This is a genomic window from Mesotoga sp. H07.pep.5.3, from assembly GCF_002752615.1.
GTDB classification, from domain to species: domain Bacteria; phylum Thermotogota; class Thermotogae; order Petrotogales; family Kosmotogaceae; genus Mesotoga; species Mesotoga prima.
The window spans coordinates 1-19,806 of the sequence record NZ_AYTV01000021.1; the positions used below are offsets into that span (position 1 = coordinate 1).

Sequence of the window (19,806 nt, forward strand, 5' to 3'; positions counted from 1 at the left end):
CGGTTCTGAGAGAGCCTGGGGGTGAAATCCCCCTGGGCTACTCACCAGACCGTGGTTGGGGGTCGAAGGTCGGGGGTTGGTCGGGAGCAAAAAACAAGAGCTTGACCCAGTCCTCAAGAAACAAATTACGCCCTCGGATCAGAACGAACTCATTTTGTCATCCTCGTGATCCTGTTCAGGATCTGGACTTTCTAGAAAAGATCTTCTCGGAGGACGGTGGACCGTTGACGGACAACAAATAGGAGTAGGAGCCGTCCTCGGTCCTTCGGGATCGTGAAACCCGTCCTTCGAAAGAGCAGTTGCAAGTTGTCTGTTCCAGTGTGCCAAGCTCTAGAGTAAAGAAACGTCAGATATCGTCATGAACTTGATTCAGCATCTCGATCATTCTTTTTGTCGAATCTTGTTATTTTCCTCGGTGACCCCTTCGATAGATAGAACAAGTGCGCATAATCGAATCCGCATTCATCAATCAACAGATTGTATTCAACAGAATAGTCTTTTCAGCTTAAAATTGGGAATCACCTTCCAAGAAGTTGTGCATGGTAAACAGCTGTAGTCCCTGTAAAAAGCTTACCATCCAAAAAAACAAAGGTCGGATTCTCTTCATCGCATCCCTCTAAAACCGTCCGTCAAACTGATTGGCTGACGTATAATAGTCTTGGTGATAAAGTGAGCTTCAGCAGTTTTTCACTAATCTCTTTCTGATTTTTCCGTATAACTTTACTATGAGGAGGGATACTACATTGAGGAACAGAATCATCCTGATTGCAGCGTTACTGATCTGTGCGCTTTCATTTGCCGGGCTCAAAGACATTTCGGCTAGCCCATATTCGGCTGCTATTGAAAAGCTATTTGCTGCGGGTATAGTCGAGGCAGAGAACGATATTTTCAATCCGACCGAAGCGCTTTCAAGAGCCGACGCTGCCGAGTGGATAGTAAAGACATTCAAGCTGTCGACAATCCAGTCCATGAAGCTCGAAGAAGAGGTCGAGAAGAAGTTCGTCTACACCGATCCACTAGGAGTAATCGATGAGGCTTTCGTCGTTCCGTCTGCCAAAGATATCATCGATATCGAAGGAGAGGAGTACATCGAGGGGCTCATTAAGGTACGAGCCGAAGATGTCGTCGATGGGCTTTACAGACCATTTGAAGCAGTAACGGGCGCCGAATTCGCGCTCGCAGTAGCCAAGGTTCTATTTGGAGTTGATGAACCAATAGACTATTCGGCAAAGCTCTCACAACTTGTCTATGTGCCGTCCCAGTTGCTCTCTCTGGAAAGACCGTTGAGGAGGGAAGAAGCCGCTCAGATTCTTTCGAACTTCGTCGACAATCCAGATTTCAAGATAATCACAATGCTCGCAACCGCAGACATACACGGGCACATAGAGCCTTATTTACCAAGCGGGGCGAAGTACCCAGTAGGCGCGATGGAGAGGATGGCCTACTACGTTAAGACAGAACGAGCAATTCAGCCTAATCTTCTGCTTCTGGACGTTGGAGACGCTCCTTACAACACCAACGTCGCCAACCTCTTCGAAGGAGAGCCGGTAATTAAGATCATGAACATGATGGGCTACGACGCCATGGTTCTCGGTAATCACGACTTCGATTTCCCATTCAACGTGATGGAAAGAAACAGCAAACTTGCGAATTTCCCATTCCTTGGCGCAAATACTTTATACCTTGGAGAATCCCCCTATTTCCTTGAGCCATACATAATAAAAGAAGTCGACGGGGTAAAGATAGCCATTGTTGGGCTTACTGACGACAGCAGCGCCTGGTACACCCATCCAAGGAACGTAGCGGGAATTACCTTCGAAGAACAGTATTCTGCTGCAAAGAGACTCCTGGATGAAGTGTCTCCACAGGCAGATTTGGTGGTCGCCCTCGCCCATCTGCACGGTGGCAACAGAGTACTACCAGCAAAGGTTCCCGGCTACGATCTTATATTCGAAGGAGGAAGAGACGTTGTTGCTTTCCCGGAAAAGATAAACGGTAGTTGGGTGATCTCTTCAGGAAAACATGCGGAGCTAATCTCGAAAACAAATCTAAACATCTACAACGGAGAACTAATAGGTATCAACTTCGCCCACGTATTCATGAGTCAGAACCTTCCACAGGATGAAGAAGTAGTCGAAGTGGTTCAGAGTTATGTTTCTCAGCTTGACGAAAAGCTCGGTACGGTGATTGGAAAGACCGAGGTTGATCTCGATGGAGAAAGGGGCACGGTAAGGCTGAAGGAATCCAACCTTGCAAACGCGATTGCCGATAGCCTTCGAGAGATGACTGGAACTGACTTTGCCATACAGAACGGTGGAGGAGTTCGAGCCAGTATTCCAGCTGGAGATATTACGATAAAGGATGTCTACACGGTCTTACCATTCGACAACCTTGTCGTCGCCGTAAGAACAACCGGGAAGCAAATATGGGACGTCCTCGAACACGGAATTTCGGCTTATCCGGCCGCTGCCGGCCAATTCTTACAGGTATCGGGCCTCGAATACACTTTCGACGCATCGAAACCACCGTATGAGCGCTTGATATCTGTTACGTCCAACGGTGTTCCACTCGATCCGGATAAGATGTACACACTCACCGCCAACGACTTCCTAACGGGCGGCGGTGACAAGTTCACCATGTTCCTGGGGATGGAGAAAGTCATTGAAACAAAGTCCTTCCTCAGAGATGCATTTGCAGAATACATCGAAAGACACGGAACAATCGCTCCCGTCAACGAGGGAAGAATAACTATTATCAACCCGGCCAATTAATCAGAATCGCCAGTCGAACGGAGAGGGAAACCTCTCCGTTTTTCTTTGGCTTGCAAATTGGAGATGCGATCTGAATTCTGCGAGGTAACACTACCGTTTTAGAGAAGCCTTCAGTAGCAAAAGTGAGTGATTGACATCCAGCGCTTCAATAACTGCATTACTTTCATGTGTTTTTCTTCTTCACAGATACCTTGGAATCATTGTTTACGTTTCGAAATCAGATCTCCAATTATGGAGCCTCATCTGATAGCTGATTTCTGAAAGACACTTCCTATATTCACTATCGCCTTGGATGACGGATTGTAACTTGAAGTTCCTCCCATCAGTAGAGTGATCTATAATTGGAGGGTCACGCCAGACAGTGAGCAAAAGGGGGCAGATATGAGGAAGCAAATGACGTTGTGGATGGTTTTAATCTCTATCATTGTGCTTCTTTCTATTCTTCCCGTAAGGATATTTGCCGGTCAAATCGAGATAGTACGTGATTCATGGGGAGTAGCACACATCTATGCCGACAATGACTCTGAACTATTTTTCGGGGCGGGCTATGCCACTGCGGGGGATCGCACGTTTCAAATGGAACTTTCAAGGAGAAAAGTTGCCGGGACGCTATCCGAGATTTACGGCAAGGACTTGCTCGAGTCCGACAAGCTCATGCGCACACTCGGTCTCTACAAACACGCGCAGGAGCTTCCTGATGTTCAGAATCCTTTTTCGGGATTAGTTGCCAGTGCAAGTCATTTGTCCGTCAGAGACTGGTACCCGTATTCTCTAACTATAGGAACTGGAGAAACCGGCCATAACCCAAGAAGTATAAGGCTTTACGAGCCCCTTGATGATCAAAACGAATTCACTTTCGAGAGCTTTTCGGAGATTCATCGAGATAATGTCTCGGCAATTGCCAGAGATTTTCTATCTCTCGCAGGCATTTTGTCTGAGAAGAACCTTCTGTCACAGAATTCAACGAGGCTTCTTAATGCCCTGAGTGATTGGGACTATCGCCTTTTGAAGAACAGCAGAGCGGCCGATGTTGCCGAGACTGTAGTGCGGGAAATGCATCGCAGTCCGCGGCCCAATACGGTCACTGCTCTTGTTGCCTCGAAATACGGCGGGTGCCATTCCGGAAATATCTTCCTACTTCGTTCTGCCCTGGAAGAGTTTGAAAGAACTCAGAAGTTGCCGGAAGAGGAAGAATTGGCAGTCTGGGTCAACCAGTTACTTGAGGCTTCGGCTGGCAGTCTTCGAGAGGCCGTTTCTCAAGTTAGAAAGGTGGTTATGGTTTATCAGACTAATCTTGAAGGCCTCCCCTCGATTTACCCAGATGCGAATCGAAAAGCGCCCGATCTCGTAACCACCTCGGGAAATACCATCTGGTTGCAACTGGGAAACTCTTACACACAGATCGTCGATCTTTCAAACATAGACAAGTGCAGAGCGTTTCTGACACCAGGAGCTTCAGAAGATCCACGCAGCCCCCATTTCTTCGATCAAGTCGAACTATGGGTTACCGGAGAAACCAGACCCGCTTCACTGAGTCGAGAAGAAGTCATGAAATATGTAGAATCGATTGAAACACTTTTTTCGCCAATCAATAAGACTATGCGTCAATCGGGGTCCGACTGAAAATGGAGAATCGAAGTTGCTTTTCACTGAGACTGAACGGGCTCACAAAATACCTTGAAGGGCTGAATCTGCAGAATCTAGCTCTTGAAAAGGTTATGTCGGGGAAGGCCGATTGCATACTGATTCTCCTTGAACATGAACCAGTCCTTACCGTGGGCAAATCGGGCGGAAGAGAGAATCTTCTCGTAGATGAAAGCGAGCTTGAGAGACTTGGGGTAGAGCTCCAAAGTACCGGTAGGGGAGGAAACATAACTTATCACGGTCCGGGACAGGTTATTGCATACCCCGTTCTGAACCTTGGGAAATGGAAGAAAGATCTTCCATGGTACGTGCACTCTCTCGAAGAGGTAGTAATTAGAGTGCTGGAAGATTATGGCATTGAAGCCGGAAGGAAACCGGAATACAGGGGCGTCTGGGTAAAAGAAAGAAAGATTGCCGCTGTCGGTATCGCCGTAAAAAGATGGTTCACAATGCATGGATTTGCCCTGAACGTACGGGTGAATAAGGAACATTTCAAACTGATCAATCCCTGCGGCATAAAAGACTATACGATTGCATCGATGGACGATTTTGTGGATAGTGTTGATTTACATGAGATCATAAAGAGTGTGGAAGAAAAATTTTCTCTTGTCTTTAAGAGCAAACTGATAGAAGTTTCGAGAGAATGGCTGGAGAGTGGTCAAAGTGAAGGAGAAACCAGACTGGCTTAAGAAGAAGCTCAATGCCGACAGGAGTAAGCTTAGCGAAATAAAGGTCATGTTGCGAAGCCTGCGTCTTCATACCGTGTGCGAAGAGGCGAGATGTCCAAATATGGGAGAGTGTTTTGCATCCAGAACCGCTACATTCATGATACTTGGAAATATCTGCACAAGGAACTGTCGATTCTGTGCAGTCTCAAAGGGAATACCAGGCTCTCCAGATCCAAAGGAGCCGGAGAACATTTCCCACGCCGTCCATCTTCTCCAACTGAGACATGCTGTGATCACCTCGGTTACCAGGGACGATCTTAACGATGGTGGCGCTTCTCAATTCGTCGATGTAGTCCGTGAACTGAGAAAGAACTGTCCAAATACGACAATCGAGCTACTGATTCCTGACCTAAATGGTAACTGGAAGGCTCTCGAAAGAATCGTTAGAGAGCATCCGGACGTTTTGAATCACAATATAGAGACCGTACCTTCTCTGTACGCCAATGTAAGACCCGGAGCAACGTACGAGCGTTCTATCGGTCTCTTGAGGAGAGTGAAGGAAATTGACTCTTCGATAATTACCAAATCTGGAATAATGGTGGGCCTTGGTGAGCGCGAAGACGAGGTTAAGTCAGTAATAAAGGACCTGTCTGATGCAGGCTGCAGAATGTTGACTATTGGTCAGTATCTGCAGCCATCTCATAAGCACCTTCCGGTAGTGGAGTATATTACGCCGGAGCAGTTTGAAGGCTACAGAATCTTCGCTCTTGAGAGAGGCTTTTCGTTCGTCGCATCGGGTCCTCTCGTTCGTAGCTCCTATCATGCCGCTCTTGGCTTCTCAAGTTTGCGCTAGAGAGCGTTTTTCAACAGCATTGTTTCTGAACTTTTGCTACTTTCAAATCTATCGTTCACAGTTTGTCGGGCAGAATTGAAGATTGCTATTTTGTAATCCTCCAAATATTTGCTTCGCAAGAGTCGCCGTGATACGATTTGCTTAAGATATTCTCTATGTTTGACTAGTTACTTGAGTGAATACAGGACTCTGTATGTTTCTAATGACCGTTTTGGGGAGTTGTGATTATGGATGGATTTTGTATAGAGAGTGCCGATCAGATTCGAGAACTATGGTCAAAGACTTACAACACAGAAGGGAAACCTGACTGGTCACACATTCTACCGTACTACGACGACAACATTCTCTTCAAAGACACGATCCAAGAAATCCGGGGAATCGAAGAATTCAAGAAAATGACCGAAAGACTTGCCGAGAGATCTAAAGAGTTGAAAATGGCCGTTCTTAGAGTCATTAAGGAAGACAACGTGGTCTTTGTCGAATGGGAGATGACGATACTCTTCAAGAAGACGAGGACTTCCGTGATTTATGGTGCGAGCCGTCTCTCTATTAGTGAAGGGGGAAAGATAATCGAGCAGAGAGATTACTATGACCTTTGGGGTGATATCTTCGACAACATACCCTCATTCAGAAAGCCTTACAGGCGTTTCATGAGAAAACACTTCGGGTAGGTTTTGCACATGGAGAGAGGCAAGAAACCCATCCGCAAATACTGGAAACAATACAAATGGTCCAACATTCGAGCTATGATTAGGAACAACAAGTCTGATCCAAAGATCTGCAATGATGCTTTTGAGGGTCGCCTAATGGTCATTACCGGAGGCACTTCGGGTATTGGATACTACACATGCAGGAAGTATGCAAGCCACGGAGCGAGGATTCTTTCCATAAATCGAAACAGGGAAAAATCGGAAAGGCTTTGCGACGAACTCAAACGCGACTTCGGCGTTCAGTGTTCATATATGATAGCCGACTTCAGCAGTCTAGACGATAGCCTGAGAGTCGGTAAAGAGCTCTCTACGATGGGAGATACTATAGATGTCTTGATACACAACGCTGGAGTCTTTCTGAAGCGCAAAGAACTTACAAAGGAAGGCTTTGAAACGACTTTCGTAGTCAATTATCTCTCCTCATTCGTCATAAACTATCTAATAAGAGAGAAGATGAAAGCTCAGGAAAAGGGCCGCATTCTGATTGTGAATTCGGAAGGCCATCGATTTGCCGTCTGGGGAATAGAAACGGAGGACCTTAACTGGCAGAAGAGACGTTACACTGGCCTTAAGGCCTACGGCTCTGCAAAGACTTGCCAGCTGCTTAGCATGCTTATTCTTAATCAGTACTTCGAAGGAAGTGGGGTCACAATAAACGCAATGCACCCCGGTGCAGTCAAGACGGGTACGGGAAAGGAAAATGGAGCACTATACAAATGGTATAAGAGAAATGTTGTCGACAGATTCTCCCGTACGCCGGAAATCTCGGCAGAAGCCCTTTACTATCTTGGTGTTTCCGGTGATCTCCAGGATGTCGGCGGAAAGTTCTTCAATCTAACCACGGAAGAGATTCCCGCCCCTCCCGCACTCGACATGGAAACAGCTAAAAAACTCTGGCAGGAAAGCCTACGAATGGGGGGCATCGATAACGGAAATCTATGACGCGATAATAGTTGGCGGTGGAATAGCCGGAATGACCAGTGCCGCATATATTGCAAAGCACAGAGCTAGAGTCCTCTTGTTGGAGAAGAACGAGAAGTGTGGGGGCCTGATCAACTCCTTTTGGAGAGATGGCTTCCTCTTCGACGGCGGTGTGAGGGCGCTCGAAAGCGCGGGAATTATTCTCCCCATGCTGAGGGAGCTTGGGATTGAAATCGAAAGAGTCAAGAGTCCGGTATCTGTGGGGATCGAAAACAGTGTTATACGTGTGACCTCGAAGGAAAGTTTGAAGGAGTATTCTGATCTTCTTAGGAAGATGTATCCTGGAAGCGAGGATGAAATCGAGAGAGTCGTTTCATTCATAAAGAGAATCATGAAGGACATGGAGATTCTCTACGGAGTCGATAATCCCCTCTTCATGGACTTCAAGAACAACAAGTCGTATTTTGTCAAAGTGTACCTGCCCTGGCTGTTCAAGTTCCTTTTCACCCTCCGAAGAATTGGAAAATTCAGGATGCCGGTCGAGGAGTTCCTCGAGAAGATTGTCCAAGACAGTTCTTTGAGAGACATCATTGATCAGCACTTCTTCAAGAACACACCGACTTTTTTCGCCATGAGTTATTTCTACCTATATCAGGATTACTTCTATCCGAAGGGTGGAGTTGGAGCTATGGCGGAACGCGTAAAAGAAAAGATAATCCAGTTCGGTGGGGAAATAGAGACAGGTAGGGAAGTGACAGAGGTCCATGCCGAGAAAAAAGTAATCGTGGATAGCAATGGAAGATCCCATAAATACAAGAAGCTTGTGTGGGCTGCCGACCTAAAGAAGCTCTACTCCATTGTAAAAACAGACGGCCTGCAAGAGACCGCAACGGAAACGGTCAACGCATTCAGATCAGAGATATCGAAGAAACATGGGACCGATTCTATCTTCAGCGTCTTCATCGCGGTCGACGAACCGCCTGAGAAATTTGAAGCGATCTCCAGCGGGCACTTCTTCTATACCCCTTCAAAGAAAGGCCTTGGCGAGACTCATCGCAGCGAAATGAAGTCCATTCTGGAGAACTGGTCTGTAAATTCAAGAGAAGAAGTCTTGAGCTGGCTTGACAGGTTCTGCAAACTGAGCACCTACGAGATTTCGATCCCCGTTCTCAAGGACAGAGACCTAGCTCCACAAGGAAAGACCGGTCTTATTGTAAGCACACTCTTCGAATACGATATAGTGAAGAAAGCGTATGAGTCCGGCTGGTACGGAGAGCTGAAAGAAGAGCTAGAAAAGAGAATAATCGAAGTTCTATCTAATTCAATCTACCCGATTCTGAAAGACAGGATTCTCTTTTCATTTTCCAGCAGCCCGCTTTCAATAGAGAGTTACTCCGGCAGCACTGAAGGCTCGATCGTAGGATGGTCTTTCGAGGAACCGATACCAGTTGTAGCCAGTATGATGAAGGTAAACAGCTCGGTCAAAACGAAAATACCGGATGTTCTTCAGGCCGGCCAGTGGACTTATAGCCCTGCAGGTGTACCGATAAGCATCCTTACGGGAAAGCTGGCAGCCGATTCCGTGATAAAGAATGTGAATAGGGACCGATCCGGCGGCTAAAGACCATTACGTTGTCTGTAGACCAGCGACAGTGGTCTTCGGACATGTAGAAGATCGCCTCTTTGGATAAATAGATGATTGTCTCGACAATCGAGTAATGAAGGAAAGAATACTATGAATATCAACAGTTTGGTTCCAGATAATTCCGAAAAGGGCACTGGACTGATTATAAAGCACCGGGGCCTTTACCTCTTTCAGGTTTCTGGAAGGAAGCATCGAACAGAGTTCGGAGAAAGGTTCTTCGCCGGAATCGGTGGCCACTGTGAAGAAGGCGAGGGGTTCATCCAGGCAGCAAAACGCGAAGCAGTCGAAGAGACTGGAAAGGCCGTCGAAATAATTCATTCAGCGAGGACGGATATAGTTCAACCAGACGGAAGCGTTGTTGACACAATCGAACTTACTTCACCCGCCCCCAGAATGATCTACGAAATGCTTGATCAACGAAAAGACTTACCCGAGAAAGAGCCATACTTCATCGCTTGCTTTAATGCGCATTTTGAAGATGACACTCCCTTCGAACTCGACCGCGAAGAGGTCAGCGCTTTAATTGCCATACCGGAGGAATTGCTCTGCGAAAGTCTTGAGCGCAAGATAGCACTTGAAGATATAATCTCCTCAGGGGGAGAGGTTGTCGCCGGCTCTCTAGAGACCGGAACTCTTCTCTTTCCCCTAGGAACGGCAGCGGCTCTTGCACATCTCTTGAAAAGAGCCAAAGAGCTTTCGGAGGTTGATGATGACGTGTGAAGTATTGCTTCTTGGAAATCCGTTGCTCCGCGAAAAATCCTCTACCGTCACTGACTTTCGAAGCCAGGAGACGATAGGCCAGATCGTCTTGCTCAAACAGGCCCTTGATGAATTCAGAAAAGAAAATGGCTTTGGCCGCGGAATTTCAGCCCCGCAAATCGGCATTCTTAAGAGAATCGTTGCGCTCAATCTAGGTCAAGGAAGTTTTGCAATTATAAACCCGCGAATAGTCAACCGCAGTAGGTCTACATTTACAATGTGGGATGACTGCATGTCCTTTCCACATCTGCTCATTAGGCTCGAAAGAAGCCTTTCGATAGATGTCGTGTATGAAGATGAAAGGGGAATCGAACACGAGTGGAAGGGGGTCGATCAGGCAAGATCGGAGCTGCTTCAGCATGAGATAGACCACCTCGACGGCATTCTCGCTATAGATCACGCATTAGATGCCAAAAGTATCATATACCGCTCGGAATATGAAAGGAATCGCGAATACTACGATCGCCTTGTGAACTACAGCATCGAGCCGACAATTTCAGATTAACCTATTGAATCAGAGAACGATATTCATTGCCTGAAGCCAGTGACGAGCAATGAGGGCGTGGCCCTCGGGAGTGGGGTGAACACCGTCTTTGGCCCAGAATTCCGGCTCGCATCTCGCAGATGCAGCAGCGAAAATTCCATCGAGCGGAAGATAAATCGCTCCAAATTCCCTTGCAACTCTCCTGATTATCTGGATCTTCGGTCCAAGATCTTCAGTCCATCTCTCCATCCCTGAGAAGACTGGAAGGAAGAAGGGTTCCATTATTATCACAGATGCTCCCTTTGACCTGACCGATTCCAGCAGATACCTGTAGTCGTTTTCGAAGTCCTCCGGCTCCGTTTTATCGTCGCTGTCGTAGAGGCGCCAACAGTCGTTTATACCCACAAGTATCGAAACCCAGTCAGGAGAGAGATCAAGGCAATCAACTTCCCAGCGTCTGCGAAGATCCCGTACCCTATCTCCTCCAACGCCTCTGTTCAGAAACTCGATTCTCAGTTCCGGATGCGCAGAACCCACGAGTCCGGAGATAATTGCAGGATAACCGTCCCCAAGAGAGTATAAGTCCTCTCTGTCCCTATCAGTATCAGTCACGCTATCCCCTTGAAAGAGTACTCTTTGACCTTCTCTAAGAAACACTCTCTTCATCCCCCTGCTTATGAATAGACAGTATACTTCCAAAAAACCGCGAAAACTAATCAGAGCAACCTACAAGGAAATTTTCTCCCTGTATCTTCCCTCGATCCAGTCTCTGGCGATCCTGTGGGCAAGGTCGACATCATAGCTTCCTTTGACGGCCGCCGAATAGATAAACCCGGCATTGAAGGAATCCCCGGCTCCAATCGTATCCACAACGTTCTCTGACCTTTCGGTCGAATACTCTTTTGAACTGTCTCTAGAGATCATGAGCGAACCTTCAGAGCCCATCTTCACCATCGCATTACTGGTGAACTCCCTCTGAAAGCTTTCCACGGCGCTGGAAATCGAAGCTTCTTGTGTCACCTCGATTAGTTCGGCTTCGTTGGGTAAGAACCAGTCTAATGAATTCAGCAAGCTCCTTATCTGAGGTCTGAATGACTTCCAGCCATCGGGAGGCCATCCAGGATCCAGGTAGATGACGTTATCATCATTGAGAGATTCCAGAAGGGCCTTCAAGTCTCCCCTTCTCAAACCGTTAAGAACATTGATTCCACAAAACAGGATATGTGCGCCTTTGACGTTAGTAAGCTTATTGCTAACAAAGTCAACATCCATGAAACGCATGACAGATTCGTCGCTCAAGAAGCTTCTCTCACTGCTTGTATGAGTTATCGCAACTGTATGAGGAGTCTTGCCTTCGATGAGGTCAAGCCCTTCGACAGAAATTCCCATTTGAATGAATCTTCTCTCAAAGGCCTTCCCGAAGAGATCATTTCCTGCTACAGTGACTATTTCCACCGGTACTCCGAGGTCGGCAAGCACGACAGCCGTGTTGGCCGCCTGCCCGCCGATACGCATATCAACAGTATCTACTCCTATCTCCGTTCCCCATTCTGGCCAGTCGTCAATCGGACCTGCTATGATATCGACATCAACGTTGCCAACGATAACTACTCTGCCCATTTCACCACTCTCTTCTCCGATATCTGCGGGTATGAATCATCAGTTCCGAATGATTATAGCATCCGAAAAGAATGCGGAACTCTGAAATGAATTGTAATTAACCGTTGCAGGCCGTCATCACAAAAGAGACTGAAAAGTGAAAGTTAACAAAATGCTCTATGGCCGGAGAAATCACCAGAAAAAGCAAAAACGCCAGCTAACGAATCTGCAAGAAAGATTCATTTATTCCCTACAAGCGACCATTAATCTGAAATTTATGAAGACGCTTCAGCCCTTATGGCATTCACTGCAGCAATGAATGCAACCATCGACATTTGGGTATATCTCTCTCGCCTTCTGAAGGGCTCCGAAGCAGTTAACGAAATCTCCCAGCCTTGTCTTCGATTTTAACTCTTTGAGCCTATCGCAGTACTCCGTATGAATTTCATGTTCTCCGGTCGGCTTTGCGTTGTCATCTACGTAGTAAATCACTTCACAACACCTCCTTCAAACAAATACTTCATAGCCGAAGAAAGAGTTTATCTAGAACGTCTCACACCAAAATTATAGCACTTCGTGCTCTTCGCAAGAATGAGATCAGGTCCACGTAGATTCAAGACGTCGTTTCCGAATCTTTCGGATCTATGCATCCTGAATGGGCGATATTCTTTCAACCTTTTTTGAAGCGAGATCCTGCAAATTCCAAGCCAATTAAGATAAGAGCAAATCCCAAGTTCATGACCGCTAACTCCCTTGCAAGACTTTGCTTCCAAAAGACTTATGATATACAGAAAACTGGCGCAATCTTTCTTTGAAGCCTCATTCCTGTTAATCTCTCAGCAAATAATCAAGCCGGGGTTATCCCCGGCTGATTTCCTCATCTATAATATTCTTTTTCTTTCTCAAAGAAACTTCATCTCTTCAAAAAGAGATCTCGATTGCAGTTGTACAGCTCCTTGAAGGCTTCCTTCCTTTCGAAAATGTATTCTCCGAATTCGTTCCAGGGTTCGACAGTTACATATCTCTCTTTGATTTTGTCTACGACTTCCGAGAGGCTCGATTCAGAAAACGCCGACAAAGCAATGAGCCCGGCACCGCTAGCAGAGTCGTATTCTTGCGGACAAACCAGGAGTTCACGATCTAGAGCAGTGGCAATCAGCCCGAGGAGAACCTCGCTCCTGGTTCCTCCTCCTGAGGCACAAATTTGGCCTGGTTCAAGTGCCGTCCTCTTGATCTCATCGCTTATCATGCTGATATCAATTGCAATAGACTCAAACAGCGCAGAGAGAATACTATCCCTATCGGTTTCCATAGAAAGACCAAAAAAGATACCCTTTGCCCCTGGATCGTTGAAGGGTGTCCGGGCTCCCCCAAAGAAAGGCAGAAGAATGAGATTTGAAGGTCTATACTTCTTAACGTCGAAATCCCTCAAAAGAACCTCTTTTTCCGATGCCTTGAGACCAAACAATCGCTCAACTACCCAGTCTGTTAGAAGGCCTCCGCAGCTCGTTGCACCTCCTATGGTAAAGGAACCGGGAGTTGCTCCGGTCTCGACAAATAGATCTGGAGACCATACCGGTTTCTCCAGAGACTGGATGAATATCGATGTTCCTCCAAGAGAAACCGAAACGCTACCGGGCTCAATGCAGGCATTTGTAATTGCATCCGCGCAAGCATCGCCAGTCCCCGTAAATATCGTTATTCCCTCTTTCAGCCCTGTCTCCAGCGAGGCGCTACGAGTTAGATTACCTATTGGCTCCAGTGCCCATTTCATTTCCGGGAAGAGACTCGTCGATAGATCGAAACGATCAAAAGGCTCTTTGAAGAGCTCGAGGCTATCTAAATCGATCAGATTACCGGCCGAAGCTGAGAAATAATCCATTGCGAATGACTGTGTAAGCTTAAATCCAATGTAGCCGTTCGCCGTAAGGATTCGTGAAGTACTCTTGAAAACGGCAGGCTGGTTCTCTCTTAACCAGAGAAGCTTAGGGAGAATCGACTGGCTAGAGTAATCCGTATAGATAGATCTGTTTTTTTCGCGGCTGAAGGATTCATTAAAGAGTCCAACCTCTTTCGAAGCGCGCTGGTCTATTCCGTACATGAGAGACTTTCTCAATGGAATTCCCTCATCTGAAACGGGAAGCACACATGGACACATTGAACTCAGTCCGATCGTTTCTATTCTCGAAAGCGAAATCTCTTTGCCAACAATCGAAGTCAGTTTCTTGAAGTCTTCCCACCAGTTATTAGCATCCTGTTCGGGAAAACCATCTATCGAGAACTCTTGAGGATGGTTTACCTTGGCATTTGAGATAACATGACCTTCAGCGTCTAGAATAGAAACCTTGCTCGAAGTCGTTCCAATATCATATCCTGCGAAAAGCACACTTGAATTCATTTTTGATAACCGCTCCTTGAAAGTCTTCCAATGATGATAACGTTGGAAGACATTAATTAGGCAAGGGAGTCTGTTCAGGCACTTCGCTACTTACGAATGATAATAACACCATGTTTAGTAATAGACTGTCGCGGCAGACTCCCTTTACTACTTTTACCTACACGTTGTGAAAACTCTTACTTGATGTATTCCTGAGCGTTCGCTGAAGTGATAAGCGGCGCGTCCATGTATATTACCCTGACGGTGCCGATAACTTCTTCGGGGCTCTTTCCTTCTACAACTATTTTGTTGATAAGATCGGCCGCTATTAGCGCCGAGTCTCCAAACGGCTGAAGGATAGTGGCGACAACGGCGGTGTTGTTGGCAGCTATCATCTCTATGTTTCTTTCACTCCCATCAATACCTACAACAAACATATCTTCCTGGCTGTAACCGGCTGCCCTAATTGCAAGTGATACTGCGTATGCAGGATCATCCCACGCGCACCATACTGCATCTATCTTGTCTCCATATTTGAGCAGGTAAGACTCCATGGTTCTCTGGGCGTCTTCGACGAAACCTGCAGGGGGAAGATGGTGGACTTCCAGTACATTTATGTTTGGCTCTTCCGTAAGGACCATGTCGATTGCTTTGCCTCTGAAACGAGTCCCGTAGAACTGATCAAATTTGAATACAATTATGTTCCCTTTGTGATTTAGTCTGTCCACAAGATATGTGGCGATCTTGGCACCCATTTCCCAGTTGTTTGTTAGAATGTCGGCAGTCAGAAGATCACTGTACTCGGAATCGATTCCAATAACTGGAATCCCCGCTTCCTTTGCGGCAGTCAACGATGATGTCAGTGAACTTGCTTGACCCATTGCAATCACAATTAGATCGACTTTCTTAGAAACATAGTTCTCAACTAGATTGTTCATTGTTTCCCATGATCCGGCAGAATTTGAAACATAAATCGTCCAGTTATTATCTTTGGAGATCGCCTCAAGGTTCTCGGCGATTGTTGCCTGGGTTACCGCAGAAAGATTGGCCGCAACGAATCCGATTTCCACACTTACACCAATTGAAACAGCAAGAACAATTGCGAGAATTAAAACTGCCTTTTTCATACTTGCAACACCTCCAGATGATTGCCTAGAAGCTCTCAGCGTTCTTGAACGATGTCAATGCAACCGCTAGAATTATGATTGCTCCTTTGGCGATGTATTGAAAGAAATATGACACTCCCATAATTACGAGACCGTTGTTTATCACTCCAATTATCAGAGCGCCGACGAATGTTCCCAAAACGTTGGGTCTGCCCACTTTTATGGCGGTCATCCCCAAAAATGAAGCTGCTATCGCATCCATCAGATAAGCATCTCCAGCCGTTGGCTGTCCAGATCCCAATCTCGATGCGAGGATGCATCCGGTGAAGGCCGCGAGAGCTCCCGAGATTATCATTCCCACGACACGCAGCAGCCTGACATTGATTCCCGAGAGGAATGAAGCCTTCACACTTCCCCCTATTGAATACATCCATTTACCCATCTTGGTTTTCTCCATAACGAAGGCGAAAACGAGAACGACCGCAGCCATTATGAAAACCTGAATAGGAATTCCTATCACTCTGCCTTGTGCTATCATCAGAAATGAATCGGGGAAGATCCCGTATACTTCCTGACCCCTGGTGAACATGAAATTTATACCCGTTGCGATGGTTCCAAGAGCAAGAGTTGCTATGAATGCGGATATCTTCAAGGTGGTTATCAAGATGCCGGCAACCACACCAAAGAGCGCTCCCATACCAACTGTTATAACTATTGAACCAACAACTCCAAACCCGCTGAGAATAAGAGAAGTCGCTATCACACCTGCGAGACTCGCAACTGAGGCAATCGACATGTCGAAATCCCCTGGAATCATACACACGGTCATTCCCGTTGCTATTATGGCCAACATTGAAATATGAGAAAGTATGTTTATTAGGTTTCTAGAAGTAAGAAAGGTATCAGTCATAACCGAGAAGAAGACGACAATCCCGATCAGGGCCAGTATCGTTCCGTACTTCTGGAATAGTTGTCCCGCTTTATTCACATTTCCCACTCCCCGTTGAAACTGTATCGCTCAGTGCATTCTCTAGAATTACGCTCTGATCGAAATCTTTGCGTTCAAATTCGGCTGTGATTCTCCCAAGACGCATTACGTAAATTCTGTCTGCGACGCCTAGAAGTTCCCTGATATCCGAAGAAACAAATATCACTCCACAACCTTTGCTGGCTATGTCCTGCATGATTTTGTAGAACTCCGTTTTCGCCCCAACATCGATTCCCTGTGTGGGTTCATCGAAAATAAAGACTCTCGACTTTGGTCCCATCAGCCACTTTCCAAGTACAACTTTCTGCTGATTTCCACCGCTCAAATTGGATACGATTGTCTTCAGTGAAGGAGTCTTTATCTCTAGATCCTTGGAGAGCTTTCTGGCCTTTGAATTGACCGTCTTTGAGTAGATGACGCCAAACTTCGTCAGGGTTCCCAAAAAAGGAATGGAGAGATTGTCGACAACCGACATGTCCTGCACCAGTCCCTCTCTCCTGCGATCTTCAGGACAAAGGTAGATTCCGGTTCTCATTGCCTTTGATGGATTCGAAATCTTTGCAGGTTGGTTCTCAATGAGTATCTCTCCGCCGTCGATTTCACCGGCTCCAAATATCGATTTCATAAGTTCTGTCCGACCTGAACCAACCATTCCGAAGAACCCTACTATTTCTCCCTTTTTAACTTCGAAGGAAACATCCTTCAAGCCCAGTTTCACTGAATTGAGATTGGATACTCTAAGAACTTCCTCTTCTGCTTTGTACTCCTGTTTTGGGTATTGATCAGTTAAATCCCTGTGCGTCATCAACTTGATCAGGCTTCTTGTAGAAAGTTCCGAAGAAGCATAGGTCCCTTCGTAGTGCCCGTTTCTGAGAACAGTGATTCGATCGCATAGATTAAATACTTCGTCGAGATGATGAGAAACGAAGATCACGCTGAGACCGGCCTCTTTGAGATTCCTAAGAATCTTGAAAAGGTTGTCCGTATCACTCTGAGTTATGGAGGCAGTCGGCTCATCAAGTACCAGCACCTTTGAATTCATGCTTAGGGCCCTGAGAATCTCTACCATCTTCTGCTTGGCTACACTTAGAGTTCCGACTGGGACGCGAAGGGGAACTTCAATTCCGAATTCTTCACATAATTCTTTAGTGTCGGATCTTGTTTTCTTCCCCTTAAGCACAGATAGCTTGGACGGCTCCCGCCCAAGCCAGATGTTTTCCTCCGAAGTGAAGTAAGGATCAAGAACTGTATCCTGATAGACAACTCCAATTCCCCTCCTCAAGGCGTCGGATGGGCTGCTCAATCGCACAGGTTCTCCAAAAATTCTCATTTCTCCGGAACTCTGCTGAAAGACACCCGCTAGTACGTTAATGAGGGTAGACTTCCCTGCCCCGTTTTCACCAACAAGTCCATGAATCTCGCCTTCTTCGAGAGCAAAGTCAATATTGTCAAGAGCGACGACCCCGGGGAATTCCTTCCTGATCGAGATCATCTCAACAATCTTCATTACTTTCTCCCAAAATGCTTTGAGTGAGCTTCTTCCGCATTGACCCCTTCATTTACAACTTCCTTCAGTGCCAACAGCATTTCAACGGGTTTTTCATGCTGCCAGACATTTCTCCCCATGTCAACCCCAAGAGCCCCAGCCTTTAACGCATTTTCGGCGATCTTCAGGACGTCTAGAACCGAATCCATCTTGGGGCCTCCTGCAATAACTATCGGAACTCCTGCACTTGCTTCCACTACCTTCTCGAAATTCTCATCACAGTAGTAGGTCTTGATGATGTCTGCGCCCATTTCTACCGCTACTCTTACGGCCAAAGCAAGGTATCTGGGATCTGTCTTCCTCTCTCTATCCTTACCAATCGCTGTTACAGCTAGAACCGGAAGCCCGTAGGTCTCACATTCATCACAAAGAAGCGAAAGCTCCCTAATCGTCGAGTGTTCATTTGGAGTTCCAACATAAATGGAAGTAGCAACGGCGTCTGCCGAAAGTCTTAGAGCTTCCGTCACGGTGGTGGTAATGCTTTCCCTAGTAAGATCTTCACCTACAATGGTTGCCGCACCACTTATCCTGAGAACTATTCCTACATGTCCATCAGGAACGTAGCAGTTCTGCAGGATTCCCTTATTAAGCATGATGGAATCAGTATATGGCGTTAGTTTTTTCAGAACTTCGCCCGGTCTCTCAATACCCTGCATTGGGCCAAGGGCCATTCCGTGATCCAGCGCTAACATGATCGATTTTCCAGACTCGTTGAAAATCCTAGATAGTCTGTTTCTCTTGCCAAACAACTCACTCACCAACCTTTATTCCGACTTTTATTGATCTGCCTTCGACAGCATCATTGAAGGCTTCTTCAAAATCCGAGAACTCGTAGATCCTATTTGTGAAAGGTGTTAGAAGTAGCTGACCGCTATTCATTAGCGAAGTTGCGGCCGCGAAGTCTTTTGGCGCGAAGCCCGTGGTGCCAGTCATTCTAATTCCATTGTAATGTATTATGTTGGGATCGAAAGAGGCCTTTATCCCTTTTGGATAGCCGCCGAACAAAACGAGATTGCCGAACAGCTTGACCATCGGTAGGTATCTATCTATAAGCTCTGGAATTGGTGCTGTAAGAACAATTGAGTTGAACTTACCTGAAGCTTCAAGGGAGGTGGAAAAACCCATCTCTTGCGCGAACTTCAGTCTGTCTTCTCTTGTATCGACTATCTTTACGATCTGACCGTAGATGTCTCTCAGAGCGGTTGCATTTAGCATTCCCATGATACCTGCACCTACGACTAGAACAGATTCCCCCGGCTGGAGCTTCATGTTTCTGCACGAAGTCAACGCGCAGGCCATCGGTTCGGCGAGAGCAGCTTCCTTAATTTGCGATTCAGATACTTTCCAAACACCTTTCCTCGCATAACTCATGTCTACGGAAAGATATTCAGTCATAGCACCGTTACTTGGAAAACTCCTATTTCTACAACCCTCGGGATTCCCGCCAATGCACTGTTCACATTCCCCACAGTTTACGAAAGGAGCCACCGCAACACATTCTCCGACTTCGAAACCCTCCACCTTCGATCCAACTTCCACAATCCTTCCCGAGCATTCATGACCGAGAATAGTAGGAGGTTTTATCATAGGATGGCCCTGTTTGAAGGTCTTTATATCAGTAGAACAAATGAATGAATACATAATCTTCACAAGGATTCCGTCTTCCCCGATCTTTGGCTTCTCGACGTCTCTGATTGAGAGCTTTCCAATTCCTTCGTACATCACTGCTTTCATA

General features: G+C 46.5%; 19 protein-coding genes. 10 read left to right on the top strand and 9 right to left on the bottom strand.

Annotated elements, in window-relative coordinates:
- From V513_RS13965 to V513_RS08070, 10 genes are all read left to right on the top strand, one after another.
- Nucleotides 1–242, top strand: a 242-nt coding sequence (locus V513_RS13965; protein ID WP_218962697.1) for a hypothetical protein, incomplete at its 5' end; no start/stop codon positions are given.
- A gap of 501 nt (nucleotides 243–743) precedes the next feature.
- Nucleotides 744–2,771 carry a 5'-nucleotidase C-terminal domain-containing protein gene (locus V513_RS08030; RefSeq protein WP_180274854.1) on the top strand — a complete coding sequence of 676 codons (2,028 nt, stop codon included), beginning with the start codon at nucleotides 744–746 and terminating at the stop codon, nucleotides 2,769–2,771.
- Between the two features lie 381 nt (nucleotides 2,772–3,152).
- Nucleotides 3,153–4,394: a penicillin acylase family protein gene (locus tag V513_RS08035; protein WP_099772323.1), complete on the top strand. Its 1,242-nt coding sequence runs from the start codon at nucleotides 3,153–3,155 to the stop codon at nucleotides 4,392–4,394.
- Between the two features lie 2 nt (nucleotides 4,395–4,396).
- Nucleotides 4,397–5,104: a lipoyl(octanoyl) transferase LipB gene (gene lipB / locus V513_RS08040; RefSeq protein WP_099772324.1), complete on the top strand. Its 708-nt coding sequence runs from the start codon at nucleotides 4,397–4,399 to the stop codon at nucleotides 5,102–5,104.
- Nucleotides 5,079–5,936, top strand: a complete 858-nt coding sequence (lipA, locus tag V513_RS08045) for a lipoyl synthase (RefSeq protein ID WP_014731848.1) — start codon at nucleotides 5,079–5,081, stop codon at nucleotides 5,934–5,936. The genes lipB and lipA overlap by 26 nt, the downstream gene beginning before the upstream one ends.
- Nucleotides 5,937–6,163: 227 nt before the next feature.
- Nucleotides 6,164–6,607 (top strand): nuclear transport factor 2 family protein, encoded by a 444-nt coding sequence (locus tag V513_RS08050; protein ID WP_014731849.1) that lies wholly within the window; start codon nucleotides 6,164–6,166, stop codon nucleotides 6,605–6,607.
- Nucleotides 6,608–6,616: 9 nt separating this feature from the next.
- Nucleotides 6,617–7,588, top strand: a complete 972-nt coding sequence (locus V513_RS08055) for an SDR family NAD(P)-dependent oxidoreductase (protein WP_099772325.1) — start codon at nucleotides 6,617–6,619, stop codon at nucleotides 7,586–7,588.
- 7 nt (nucleotides 7,589–7,595) lie between these two features.
- A complete protein-coding gene (locus V513_RS08060) occupies nucleotides 7,596–9,188 on the top strand; it encodes a phytoene desaturase family protein (protein WP_257212043.1) in 1,593 nt (530 codons plus the stop codon).
- Between the two features lie 114 nt (nucleotides 9,189–9,302).
- On the top strand, nucleotides 9,303–9,932 hold the full coding sequence (locus tag V513_RS08065; RefSeq protein ID WP_099772327.1) for an NUDIX domain-containing protein: 630 nt from the start codon (nucleotides 9,303–9,305) through the stop codon (nucleotides 9,930–9,932).
- A complete protein-coding gene (locus V513_RS08070; protein ID WP_257212016.1) occupies nucleotides 9,922–10,476 on the top strand; it encodes a peptide deformylase in 555 nt (184 codons plus the stop codon). Before V513_RS08065 ends, V513_RS08070 begins: the two co-directional genes overlap by 11 nt.
- 9 nt (nucleotides 10,477–10,485) lie before the next feature.
- Here the strand turns inward: V513_RS08070 and V513_RS08075 are convergent, their stop codons facing one another.
- The 9 genes from V513_RS08075 to V513_RS08115 all read right to left on the bottom strand — a co-directional run bounded on the left by V513_RS08075 (nucleotide 10,486) and on the right by V513_RS08115 (nucleotide 19,805).
- A complete protein-coding gene (locus tag V513_RS08075) occupies nucleotides 10,486–11,112 on the bottom strand; it encodes an SGNH/GDSL hydrolase family protein (protein WP_099772329.1) in 627 nt (208 codons plus the stop codon).
- Nucleotides 11,113–11,181: 69 nt separating this feature from the next.
- Entirely contained in the window at nucleotides 11,182–12,075 is an 894-nt protein-coding gene (locus tag V513_RS08080; RefSeq protein WP_099772330.1) for a carbohydrate kinase family protein, read from the bottom strand.
- Nucleotides 12,076–12,342: 267 nt separating this feature from the next.
- Nucleotides 12,343–12,546 carry a hypothetical protein gene (locus V513_RS08085; RefSeq protein WP_006489575.1) on the bottom strand — a complete coding sequence of 68 codons (204 nt, stop codon included), beginning with the start codon at nucleotides 12,544–12,546 and terminating at the stop codon, nucleotides 12,343–12,345.
- A gap of 421 nt (nucleotides 12,547–12,967) precedes the next feature.
- Nucleotides 12,968–14,452, bottom strand: a complete 1,485-nt coding sequence (locus tag V513_RS08090; protein ID WP_099772331.1) for a xylulokinase — start codon at nucleotides 14,450–14,452, stop codon at nucleotides 12,968–12,970.
- Nucleotides 14,453–14,628: 176 nt separating this feature from the next.
- A complete protein-coding gene (locus V513_RS08095; protein WP_099772332.1) occupies nucleotides 14,629–15,558 on the bottom strand; it encodes a sugar ABC transporter substrate-binding protein in 930 nt (309 codons plus the stop codon).
- Between the two features lie 25 nt (nucleotides 15,559–15,583).
- A complete protein-coding gene (locus V513_RS08100) occupies nucleotides 15,584–16,525 on the bottom strand; it encodes an ABC transporter permease (protein WP_099772333.1) in 942 nt (313 codons plus the stop codon).
- Nucleotides 16,518–18,032, bottom strand: coding sequence for a sugar ABC transporter ATP-binding protein (locus tag V513_RS08105; RefSeq protein WP_099772334.1), 1,515 nt, complete (start codon nucleotides 18,030–18,032; stop codon nucleotides 16,518–16,520). The genes V513_RS08100 and V513_RS08105 overlap by 8 nt, the downstream gene beginning before the upstream one ends.
- Nucleotides 18,032–18,829: a 3-hydroxy-5-phosphonooxypentane-2,4-dione thiolase gene (gene lsrF, locus V513_RS08110; protein ID WP_218962699.1), complete on the bottom strand. Its 798-nt coding sequence runs from the start codon at nucleotides 18,827–18,829 to the stop codon at nucleotides 18,032–18,034. Before lsrF ends, V513_RS08105 begins: the two co-directional genes overlap by 1 nt.
- Nucleotides 18,822–19,805, bottom strand: a complete 984-nt coding sequence (locus V513_RS08115; RefSeq protein WP_099772336.1) for a zinc-dependent alcohol dehydrogenase — start codon at nucleotides 19,803–19,805, stop codon at nucleotides 18,822–18,824. The genes lsrF and V513_RS08115 overlap by 8 nt, the downstream gene beginning before the upstream one ends.
- Between the last annotated feature and the right edge of the window lies 1 nt (nucleotide 19,806).

Coding starts and splice junctions, on each gene's coding strand:
- V513_RS08095 (WP_099772332.1), bottom strand. CDS start 15,558: ATGAAAAAGGCAGTTTTAATTCTCGCAATTGTTCTTGCTGTTTCAATT.
- V513_RS08050 (WP_014731849.1), top strand. CDS start 6,164: ATGGATGGATTTTGTATAGAGAGTGCCGATCAGATTCGAGAACTATGG.
- V513_RS08080 (WP_099772330.1), bottom strand. CDS start 12,075: ATGGGCAGAGTAGTTATCGTTGGCAACGTTGATGTCGATATCATAGCA.
- V513_RS08035 (WP_099772323.1), top strand. CDS start 3,153: ATGAGGAAGCAAATGACGTTGTGGATGGTTTTAATCTCTATCATTGTG.
- V513_RS08090 (WP_099772331.1), bottom strand. CDS start 14,452: ATGAATTCAAGTGTGCTTTTCGCAGGATATGATATTGGAACGACTTCG.
- V513_RS08055 (WP_099772325.1), top strand. CDS start 6,617: ATGGAGAGAGGCAAGAAACCCATCCGCAAATACTGGAAACAATACAAA.
- V513_RS08070 (WP_257212016.1), top strand. CDS start 9,922: ATGACGTGTGAAGTATTGCTTCTTGGAAATCCGTTGCTCCGCGAAAAA.
- V513_RS08105 (WP_099772334.1), bottom strand. CDS start 18,032: ATGAAGATTGTTGAGATGATCTCGATCAGGAAGGAATTCCCCGGGGTC.
- lipB (WP_099772324.1), top strand. CDS start 4,397: ATGGAGAATCGAAGTTGCTTTTCACTGAGACTGAACGGGCTCACAAAA.
- V513_RS08065 (WP_099772327.1), top strand. CDS start 9,303: ATGAATATCAACAGTTTGGTTCCAGATAATTCCGAAAAGGGCACTGGA.
- V513_RS08115 (WP_099772336.1), bottom strand. CDS start 19,805: ATGAAAGCAGTGATGTACGAAGGAATTGGAAAGCTCTCAATCAGAGAC.